Origin of the sequence: Ramlibacter sp., assembly GCF_028292805.1 — a bacterium.
In the GTDB taxonomy this organism is placed as follows: Bacteria; Pseudomonadota; Gammaproteobacteria; order Burkholderiales; family Burkholderiaceae_C; genus Ramlibacter.
In genome coordinates this window covers 1-9,447 of the sequence record NZ_JAQGLS010000131.1, presented here as the reverse complement: position 1 = coordinate 9,447, position 9,447 = coordinate 1, and the positions used below count along the sequence as shown (strand labels likewise).

Genomic DNA, 9,447 nt, shown 5'->3' with positions numbered 1-9,447 from the left:
CACGCCCTGGTCGTTGGCATCCAGCTGCTTGTTGCTCTTGCCCAGCTCGACCAGCTGCTCGAAGCTGGCGCCGGCATTGCCGCCGCTCTTCTGGGCCGCCCGCACCGACTTGGCCAACGAGAAGAATTCGGCCGTGTAGCGGTGGATGTCCTTGGGGTTGGCGACCACCCGGCGCACGCTGCGCTTGGCCTGCCGCTCCACCTCGTCGATCCAGTCGCCCACGAAGGGCTCGGCGGTCGCCACCACCACCTCGGTCGGCGTCACCTGCACCGGCAGCACCTTGTGGCGCTCGGCATAGGCGGCGCTCATGGTGTCGGCCACTTTCGCCACGTCGACCTTGAGCGGGTCGATCCGCAGGTAGTCCATGCCGGCGCGGCCGGCCAGGTACTGCGTGAGCGTCTCGATGTCCAGCGGCTTGCCGTCGGCGGCGCGCGCCATCGCCACCGAGGCCAGCCGCACCAGCGGGTGCTGCGCGCTTTCGGCCTGGGCGCATCGGGCGATGGTGCGGCGCGCCTCCTCCGCCGAAACCACCCCGTCCTCGCTGAGCCACTCCACCAGCTGCTGCCAGTGCAGCGGGCCACGCGGCTGGGTGCGGGCGGAAATCAGGGGCTTGGCCGTGGCTTTCATGGGCGGATGGTACTCATGGTTGGCCCTGGGGTTCCCGCCCGGGGACGAGCGGGCTAATCGCCCGATCGCCTGAACACCCGCAGCCACTTGCGCGCGGGCAGGCCCCAGCGGGATTCGATCATGTCGGCGCGTTCGGCCAGCTTGCCGCGGGCCGGCGCCTGCGGCTCGCGCAAGGCCACCACCACGGTGTTGCCTTCGCGGGTCGGCTTGAAGGCCCAGACCGCATCGGCCCCGAACGTCGCGCGGATGCGCTCCAGGCTGCGCTCGTAGCTGGAGGAGCGGCCAAACAGGTTCACCGTCATGCAGCCGTCCTCGGTCAGCAACGTGCGGCAGTCGCGGTAGAACGCTTCGCTGTCCAGCACCGGGGCCGCGGCCTCGTGGTCGTACAGGTCGACCTGCAGCGCGTCGATGCGGCCGCGCCAGTGGGCGTGCGCCACCACTTCGGCAGCGTCGCCCAGCACCACCGCCAGCCGCGTATCGTCCTTGGGCAGTTTGAACCAGAGCCGGCAGGCCGCCACCACCTGCGGGTTCAGCTCGATCGCCGTGGTGGCCATGCGCAGCTTGCGGTGGCAGAACTTGGTCAGCGCCGCCGCGCCCAGCCCCAGTTGCATCGCATGCCGCTTGGACACCGATGCCGGCTCGACGAACAGCAGCCAGGCCATCATCCGCTGGACGTACTCCAGCTGGATCTCGAACGGCTGGTCCAGGTGCATCGAGCCCTGGATCCATTCGGTGCCCAGGTGCAGGTAGCGGATGTCTCCATGGTCGGAGAAATTGACTTCGGGCAGCGTGGCTTTGGGGGTCTTCATCGGCAGCCGGATTATCCGGCCGGGCATGAATGCAACAAAATGTGTTGGCGATCCGCATGTTTGTGACTTAAACCACGGCCGTGGCGCGGACCCCGCACCGCCGTGCCCTACATTGGGCCCGCTGTATGGTCCTCACCCAGAAGTCCCCTCCCGTGCGCGGCGCAGTCCATGAACTGCTGACCGCCGGCATCGCGACCCAGGTGCCCAGGCTGGAGGCGCTGATGGGCCGGCTGCGGCTGCAGGCCGGCATCGTCGAGGAAATCCAGCTTGAGGACGCGCTGCATGCGCTGCACGCCAGCGCCAGCAGTCTCGACTTCCGGCTGCTGCAAGCGCGCGGCAGCGGCAGCATCGCCCGGCGCCAGGCGCAGGCGGCCGGCGCCGAACTCAGCCTGCTGGTCAGCCGGCTGCGCACCGAAGCGCGCAACGTGTGGACCTGCCTGCAGACTGTGGCCGCCGGCAACGCTAGGCACGCTGCCAGCGTGCCGGCGCTGCTGGACAAGTTCCGTGCCGCGGCCGGCGAACTCGAAAATTCCGTCGCGCTCGCCACGCTGCTGACCCAGCGCAGCCTGGAAGCCGCACCGGCCGCCGGGCTGCACGAGCGGCTGCGCCAGCTGCAGGGCTTTTGCGCCGAGGCGCGGCGGGTCTACCGGCTGTCCCAGGAACGCAGCGCCGGTCGCGTGGCGCTGGAGGCCACCTTGCAGGAGCGGGTGGTGCGCCTGGGCAACGAACTGCAAGACAGCGTGCGGCTGCTGCTGATGGCAGACGACCAGGCGCAGGCGGTGCCGGCCTTGATCGAGGCCGGCATTGAACGACGCCAGCAGCTGCTGGCCGGCGTGGTGCAGTCGTGCGCGGAAATCGTCCGCCTCCACGAGTGGGACCATGAGCTCGGCGCCAGGCTGGCCTTGATGGCCCAGCAGGCCCGGCTGGCCGCCTGAGTTGGCGGCCCGGGCTCGACCCGGGGTGCAGGCCTGCCGGCCTGCCGCATGGACTGCGGCTCACGGCCGACAGCCACCGCGCGGTCGTCACCGGCCCAGCAACCCCGCCAGCCGCGGCAAGGCCGCCACGGCATTGCGCGCGCTCGCCTGCGCCAGCTCCTCCACCGTGATTCCGCGCAGCGCCGCCAGTTCGGCCGCGATGGCGGGCAGCTGCGCCGGTTCGTTGCGGCCTTGCGCGGCGCCGGCCTGGCGCTCTTGCGCCGTCTTGTACAGCCAGTGCGGCGGGATGTCCGGAGCGTCGGTCTCCAGCACCAGCGCCTGCAGCGGCAGTTGGGTGGCCAGGCGGCGGATCTGCAACGCCCGCTCATAGGTGACGGTGCCGCCAAAGCCCAGCTTGAAGCCCAGCCGGACGAACTCGCTGGCCTGCTGCGCGCTGCCGTTGAAGGCGTGCGCGATCCCGGTGACCCGCACCCGCCGCAATTCCTTGAGCAGGCCGTCGGCCGAGCGCCGCACGTGCAGCAGCACCGGCAGGCCGTACCAGCGCGCCAGCTCCAGCTGCCCACGGTAGAACCAGGCCTGCCGCAGCGGATCCAGACCCGGCACCAAATGATCGAGCCCGATCTCGCCCACAGCCACCAGCCTGGCGTCGCCGCGGTGCTCGGCGAGGGCCCGGTCCAGCAGTTCCAAGTCGCTCTCCTGCGCATTGGCGGTGCTCAGCGGATGGATGCCCAGCGCATAGCTGTCGCCGTGCCGGTGCGCCAGCGCGCGTACCCGCTCGAAGTTGGCGGGCGCCACCGCCGGCAGCACGCAATGCACCACGCCGGCGCGCGCCGCGCGCTCGCGCATCGCGTCGCGGTCGGCGTCGAATTCGGGCGCATCCAGGTGGCAATGGGTGTCGATCCAGACAGGCATCCGGCGATCATGCCGCAGGACGTGCAGACGCCGGAAAAGCGTGATACCGTCTGCATAACCGGGTCTGCAAATGCGCGGTTCCGGACGAGATCCCCCCCCTGGCAGTTCGCTCGAGGATTCCGGATGCGCAGGCCCGCCCTTTACAGTTCCAGCCGCCCTTCCCGGCCGGAGCCCGCTCAACCGGCCGGCCCTGCGTCCAGCGCGGCAGCCGAAGGCCCGCGCGCCGCCGCGCCGCGCCGCTGGCGCTTCTCCCCTTCCAGTCCCGCCTGGCTGTGGGCCGCCATCCTGCTGCTGGCCACGGCGCTGGTTGCCAGCATGGCGTTGCGGCCGATGCCGCGCAAGCTGACGCAAGAGGACATCAACCGCGCCGTCATGAAGACGATGGAGACGCAGGTCATGCCGTCGGAATACGCGCGGGCCTACGACAACGTGCGGCCGTCGGTGGTGCGCGTGGTCAGCTACATCAAGAAAAGCCGGCTGAAAACCGAAGAGCAGAAACTGCTGTCCAAGACCGCCAGGCCCAAGCCGCTGGGCCCGGCGCAGACCGACGTCACCGGCGACGACGACGAGATCGAAAACGGCGTCGGCACCGGCGTGGTGATCATCGACAAGGGCGTGATCCTGACCAACCTGCACGTGGTCTCGGGCGCGGACCGCATCAAGGTGATCTTTCACGACGGCCTGGAGGCAACGGCCACCGTCACCGGCGTGCAGGCCGAGAACGACCTGGCGGTGCTGCAGGCCAGCAAGATCCCCGACGACATGATCGCCGCCACCATGCGCTCGACCAACGACCTGGCGCCGGGCGACAAGGTGCTGGCCGTCGGCTTCCCGTTCGGCATCGGGCCCTCCGCCTCGGGCGGTGTGGTCTCGGGCCTGGGACGGGTGTTCCGCTCGCCCGAAGGCAAGCAGGAAATGAAGAACCTGATCCAGTTCGACGCGGCCGCCAACCCGGGCAATTCGGGCGGCCCGCTGGTCACCATGGACGGCGAGGTGGTCGGCATCGTCACCGCCATCCTCAACCCGACCTCCGCGCGCACTTTCCTTGGCATCGGCTTCGCCGTGCCGATCGAGAACGCCGCCGCGGCCGCCGGGCTGCCGCCGTTCTGAGAGCGCGCCGCCCTCTCTTTTCCTTACCCTCACCCGCAGCATCCATGGACACCACCAGCCGTACGGACACCGCCACCGCGCAATTGATGGAACAGATCCTCTACCAGGTCAAGCGCGTCGTGGTCGGCCAGGACCGCTTCCTCGAACGCGTGATGGTCGCGATGCTGGCCCAGGGCCACCTGCTGGTCGAGGGCGTGCCGGGCCTGGCCAAGACGCTGACGGTCAAGACGCTGGCCAACACCATGCGCGGCGAGTTCAAGCGCATCCAGTTCACGCCCGACCTGGTGCCGGCCGACCTGGTGGGAACACGCATCTACAACCAGAAGACCGGCGACTTTTCCACCTCCCTCGGCCCGGTGTTCGCCAACCTGCTGCTGGCCGACGAAATCAACCGCGCCCCGGCCAAGGTGCAGAGCGCGCTGCTGGAGGTGATGCAGGAGCGCCAGGTGACCATCGCCGGCCACACGCACAAGGTGCCCAGCCCGTTCCTGGTGATGGCCACGCAGAACCCGATCGAGACCGAGGGCACCTACCCGCTGCCGGAGGCGCAGGTCGACCGCTTCATGATGAAGGTGCTGGTGGACTACCCGACCGACGAGGAAGAATTCGTGATCGTGCAACGCGTCACCGGCCCGGCGGTGGACGTGACGGCGGTGGCCACCACCGAGCAGTTGGCCGAGCTGCAGCGCGCGTGCCGGCTGGTGTACGTCGATCCATCGCTGGTGCAGTACGCGGTGAAGCTGGTGTCGGCCACCCGCTGGCCAGACCGCCACGGCCTGAAGGAGCTGGCCAGGTACATCACCTACGGGGCCAGCCCGCGCGCCACCATCAACCTGGTCGAGGGCGCGCGTGCCCTGGCGATGCTGCGCGGCCGCACCTATGCACTGCCGGAGGACATGACCGACCTGGTGCCCGACGTGCTGCGCCACCGCGTGGTGCTGTCGTACGAGGCGCTGTCGGACGGCCTGACTTCGGACGCGGTGGTGCAGAAGATCATGGCCAAGATTCCCGCCCCGGCCAAGCCGCTCGAACATGAAAAACTGGTGGCCTGAAGCCCCCCTTCGAAGCGTTGCCGTCGCTGCCCCGGAACCCTCCGCGGCGACGGCCGCCGGTGCCGAACAGGTGCTGCGCCGCCTCGAGTGGAAGGTGATCAAGCGACTGGACGGCCTGCTGCAAGGCGACTACCGCACGCTGCTGCGCGGCACCGGCCTCGACCTGGCGGACCTGCGCGAATACCAGCTGCACGACGACGTGCGGCACATCGACTGGAACGTCACGGCGCGCATGCAGTCGCCGCACGTGCGCGTGTTCACCGAAGACCGCGAGATGGCGGCCTGGTTCCTGCTGGACCTGAGCCCCTCGGTCGACTTCGGCTCGGGCGAGCTGCGCAAGCGCAACATCTCGGCCGAGTTCGTGGCCGTGCTGGCACGGCTGCTCACGCGCCACGGCAACCGCGTGGGCGCCATGCTGTACGGTGCCGGCGTCGACACGGTGATTCCCACCCGCAGCGGGCGCCGGCACGTGCTGCACCTGCTGCACAGCATCCAGACCCGGCCGGCCAGCGTCGAATCCGGACAGACCCGCCTTGACGAACTGCTGGCCTCCGCCGCCAGCCTGATCAAGCGCCGCTCCACCGTGTTCGTGGTCTCCGACTTCATCAGCGACCCGGGCTGGGAACGCACGCTGGCGCAGCTGGCGCAGCGCCACGAGGTGGTGGCGGTGCGCGTGCTCGACCCGATGGAGCTGGACCTGCCGGACCTTGGCCTGCTGACCCTGCGCGACGCCGAGACCGGCGAAAACGTGGTGGTCGACACGCACGACGCCGGCTTTCGCAAGCGCTTCGCCCGCATCGCCGCCCAGCGCGAAGCCGACCTGCGCCAGGCGCTGGTGCGCGCCGGCGTCGACGCGCTGGAGTTGTCCACCGACGCCGACCTGGTCGACGCCATCGTCCGCTTTGTCGAGATGCGCAAGCGCCGCACCAAGCTTTCGGGCGGTGGTGGCCTGCCGACGCACCTGCGCCGGGCCGCTGCGTAGGAGTACCCAAAATGCATTTCCTCTGGCCCCAATTTCTCTGGCTCCTGCTGGCCCTGCCGCTGCTGGTGGGCGCCTATGTCCTGCTGCTGCGCCGCAAGAAGAAGCTCGCGCTGCGCTATGCCTCGCTGTCCATCATCAAGGAGGCCATGGGCACCGGGCCGCAGGTCCGCCGCCACATCCCGCCGGTATTGTTCCTGCTGGCCATGGCCGCCCTGCTGCTGGCCGCCGCGCGGCCGGTGGCGGTGGTGATGCTGCCCTCGAACCAGCAGACCATCATCCTGGCGATGGACGTGTCCGGCAGCATGCGCGCCACCGACGTCCAGCCCAATCGCCTGGTGGCGGCGCAGAACGCGGCCAAGGCCTTCCTGTCGGAGCTGCCGCGCCATGTGAAGGTCGGCATCGTGGCTTTCGCCGGCTCCGCGCAGGTGGCGCAGCTGCCGACCGTGAACCGCGAAGACCTGGTCACGGCCATCGACCGGTTCCAGCTGCAGCGCGCCACCGCCACCGGCAACGCGATCGTGATCTCGCTGGCCACCCTGTTCCCCGACGCCGGCATCGATCTGCAGTCGATGCAAGGCGGGCGGGATCGGCAGCGTGGGTTCTCCATCGATGCCGAGAAGAAGGAAACCAAGGAGTTCACGCCGGTGGCGCCCGGCTCCTACGCCTCGGCCGCCATCATCATGCTGACCGACGGCCAGCGCACCACAGGGGTCGACCCGCTGGAAGCGGCCAAGATCGCCGCCGACCGCGGCGTGCGCGTCTACACGGTGGGCGTGGGCACGGTGGACGGCGAAACCATCGGCTTCGAAGGCTGGTCGATGCGGGTGCGGCTGGACGAGGAAACGCTCAAGGCTATCGCCAACAAGACCTCGGCCGAATACTTCTACGCCGGCACCGCGGCCGACCTGAAAAAGGTCTACGAGACGCTCAGCTCCAAGCTGACGATGGAGAAAAAGGAAACCGAGGTGTCGGCCATGCTGGCGATGCTGGCGGGCGTGCTGGCGCTGCTCTCGGCGGGGCTGTCGATGTTCTGGTTCAACCGGATTCTTTGACGCGGCGCGGTGCGCGGCGCAGCTGCACACCGCCCGGGGAATGGCTGGGCCGGCAGCATCTGCAGCTTTGCTGCGCAGCGCCCCCGGTTCACCCCAGCCGCCCCGACGTGATCCGCACCATCCGCCCGCAGCGCGCGGCCAGCTGCTCGTCGTGCGTCACCATCACGAAAGCGGTGCCGCGGTCGCGCGCCAGTTGCAGCATCAGCTCGAACACCGTATCGGCCGTGCCGCGATCGAGGTTGCCGGTCGGCTCGTCGGCCAGCACGCAAGCCGGGTGCGAAACCAGGGCGCGGGCAATCGCCACGCGCTGGCGCTCGCCGCCGGACAGCTCCGCCGGCCGGTGTTTCATGCGGTCCTTCAGACCCACCGCGGTCAGCATCTCCGCCGCCGCCTGATGGGCGTGCTCCACCGTCTCGCGGCGGATGCGCAACGGCATGCCGACGTTGTCCAGCGCGCTGAACTCCGGCAGCAGGTGGTGGAACTGGTAGACGAAGCCCAGGTGCAGGTTGCGCAGTCGCCCTTGCTGCGCGGCGTCCAGCTTCGACAGCTCCTGCCCCATCAGCTGCACCGCGCCAGAAGTGGGAGCGTCGAGGCCGCCCAACAGGTGCAGCAGCGTGCTCTTGCCGGAACCGGAGGCGCCGACGATCGCCAGCGTCTCGCCGGCATGGACTTCCAGGGCGATGCCCTTGAGCACCTCGACGTCGAGCGGGCCTTCGGTGAAGCGCTTGGTCAGGCCCTGGCAGGCCAGCACCACGCCGGTGTGCGGTTGCTGGGCGGACAGGCCGTTACTCATAGCGCAGCGCCTCCGCCGGGTTGACGCGGCTGGCGCGCCAGCTCGGATAGAGGGTGGCCACGAACGAGAGCACCAGCGAGATGACGGCAATGGGCATGATGTCGGAGGACTGCGGCTCGCTGGGCATGCGGCTGATCAGGTAGATGTCCTTGGGCAGGAAACTGGCGTTGAGCAAGCCTTCCAGCGTGGGCACGATGACGTCGATGTTGACGGCGACGCCCAGCCCGAGCAGCAGCCCGGCCAGGGTGCCGATCACGCCCACCATGGCGCCCTGGACCACGAAGATGCCCATGATGCTGCCCGGGCTGGCGCCCAGTGTGCGCAGGATCGCGATGTCGGCGCGCTTGTCGGTCACGGTCATCACCAGCGTGCTCACCAGGTTGAAGGCGGCGACGGCGACGATCAGGGTCAGGATGATGAACATCATGCGTTTTTCCAGCTGCACGGCGGCGAACCAGGTACGGTTCTGCCGGGTCCAGTCTCGGATCAGGAACTCGCCGGTCAGGCTGCTTCCCAGCTGCGCCGCCACTTGCCGCGCCTGGTGCAGGTCCTTGAGCTTCAGGCGCACGCCGGTCGGTCCTTCCAGCCGGAACAGGCGCGCCGCGTCGTCCACATGCATCAGCACCAGGCCGCTGTCGTACTCGAAATGGCCGGAGTCGAAGGTGCCGACCACCGTCATCTGCTTCAGGCGCGGCACCACGCCAGCCGGTGTCACCTGGCCGCCGGGAGCGATCATCGTCACCGGGTCGCCGCGCTGCACGCCCAGCGCCCGCGCCAGCTCGCCGCCCAGCACCACGCCGAATTCGCCCGACACCAGCCGCCCCAGCGTGTCCGGCGCCGCCGCGGCCAGCTCCGTCACCTGCGGCTCCAGCTCGGGGTCGATGCCGCGCACGATGGTGCCGCGCATGTCCTCGCCGCGGGCCAGCAACGACTGCGCCGCCACGAACGGCGCCGCGCCGATCACCTGCGGGTTGCTGCGGACCTCGGCCAGCGTGCGATTGACGTCCGGCAGCACGCCACCGCCCGGCCCGTAGACCTCGATGTGCGACACCACGCTGAGCATGCGGTCGCGCACTTCCTTTTGGAAGCCGTTCATCACCGACAGCACGATGATCAGGGCCGCCACGCCCAGCGCGATGCCGAGCATCGAGACGCCGGAGATGAAGGAGATGAAG

General features: G+C 69.4%; 9 protein-coding genes and 1 pseudogene. 5 read left to right on the top strand and 5 right to left on the bottom strand.

Translation table 11 applies throughout. The annotated features are described in order from the left end of the window. Both JWP65_RS07785 and JWP65_RS07780 read right to left on the bottom strand, forming a co-directional pair. Window positions 1-627: pseudogene (locus JWP65_RS07785) on the bottom strand (type II/IV secretion system protein); the annotation flags it as partial. A gap of 53 nt (window positions 628-680) precedes the next feature. Beyond that, the gene (locus JWP65_RS07780) at window positions 681-1,436 is read right to left on the bottom strand and encodes a spermidine synthase (RefSeq protein ID WP_299762384.1); all 756 of its coding nucleotides are present in this window, start codon (window positions 1,434-1,436) and stop codon (window positions 681-683) included. A gap of 125 nt (window positions 1,437-1,561) precedes the next feature. Here JWP65_RS07780 and JWP65_RS07775 point away from each other — a divergent pair, with 125 nt between their 5' ends. Continuing rightward, complete coding sequence (locus JWP65_RS07775) at window positions 1,562-2,371, top strand: hypothetical protein (RefSeq protein ID WP_299762381.1); 810 nt, start codon at window positions 1,562-1,564, stop codon at window positions 2,369-2,371. An 87-nt stretch (window positions 2,372-2,458) separates the two neighbouring features. On the opposite strand, the gene JWP65_RS07770 is transcribed toward JWP65_RS07775, so the two are convergent. Beyond that, on the bottom strand, window positions 2,459-3,283 hold the full coding sequence (locus JWP65_RS07770) for a TatD family hydrolase (RefSeq protein WP_299762379.1): 825 nt from the start codon (window positions 3,281-3,283) through the stop codon (window positions 2,459-2,461). 123 nt (window positions 3,284-3,406) lie between these two features. On the opposite strand from JWP65_RS07770, the gene JWP65_RS07765 reads away from it, so the two are divergent. Genes JWP65_RS07765 through JWP65_RS07750 form a run of 4 tightly spaced genes read left to right on the top strand, consistent with a single transcriptional unit; the run spans window position 3,407 to window position 7,479 of the window. Next, complete coding sequence (locus JWP65_RS07765; RefSeq protein WP_299762376.1) at window positions 3,407-4,393, top strand: trypsin-like peptidase domain-containing protein; 987 nt, start codon at window positions 3,407-3,409, stop codon at window positions 4,391-4,393. A 44-nt stretch (window positions 4,394-4,437) separates the two neighbouring features. Further along, entirely contained in the window at window positions 4,438-5,445 is a 1,008-nt protein-coding gene (locus tag JWP65_RS07760) for a MoxR family ATPase (RefSeq protein WP_299762373.1), read from the top strand. Then, window positions 5,426-6,427, top strand: a complete 1,002-nt coding sequence (locus tag JWP65_RS07755) for a DUF58 domain-containing protein (protein WP_299762370.1) — start codon at window positions 5,426-5,428, stop codon at window positions 6,425-6,427. Before JWP65_RS07760 ends, JWP65_RS07755 begins: the two co-directional genes overlap by 20 nt. Before the next feature lie 11 nt (window positions 6,428-6,438). Then, on the top strand, window positions 6,439-7,479 hold the full coding sequence (locus JWP65_RS07750) for a VWA domain-containing protein (protein WP_299762368.1): 1,041 nt from the start codon (window positions 6,439-6,441) through the stop codon (window positions 7,477-7,479). Between the two features lie 88 nt (window positions 7,480-7,567). On the opposite strand, the gene lolD is transcribed toward JWP65_RS07750, so the two are convergent. Then, complete coding sequence (lolD, locus tag JWP65_RS07745; protein WP_299762366.1) at window positions 7,568-8,272, bottom strand: lipoprotein-releasing ABC transporter ATP-binding protein LolD; 705 nt, start codon at window positions 8,270-8,272, stop codon at window positions 7,568-7,570. After that, window positions 8,265-9,447: lipoprotein-releasing ABC transporter permease subunit (locus JWP65_RS07740; protein ID WP_299762363.1), on the bottom strand; the 1,183-nt coding region annotated here is incomplete at its 5' end. The genes JWP65_RS07740 and lolD, both read right to left, overlap by 8 nt.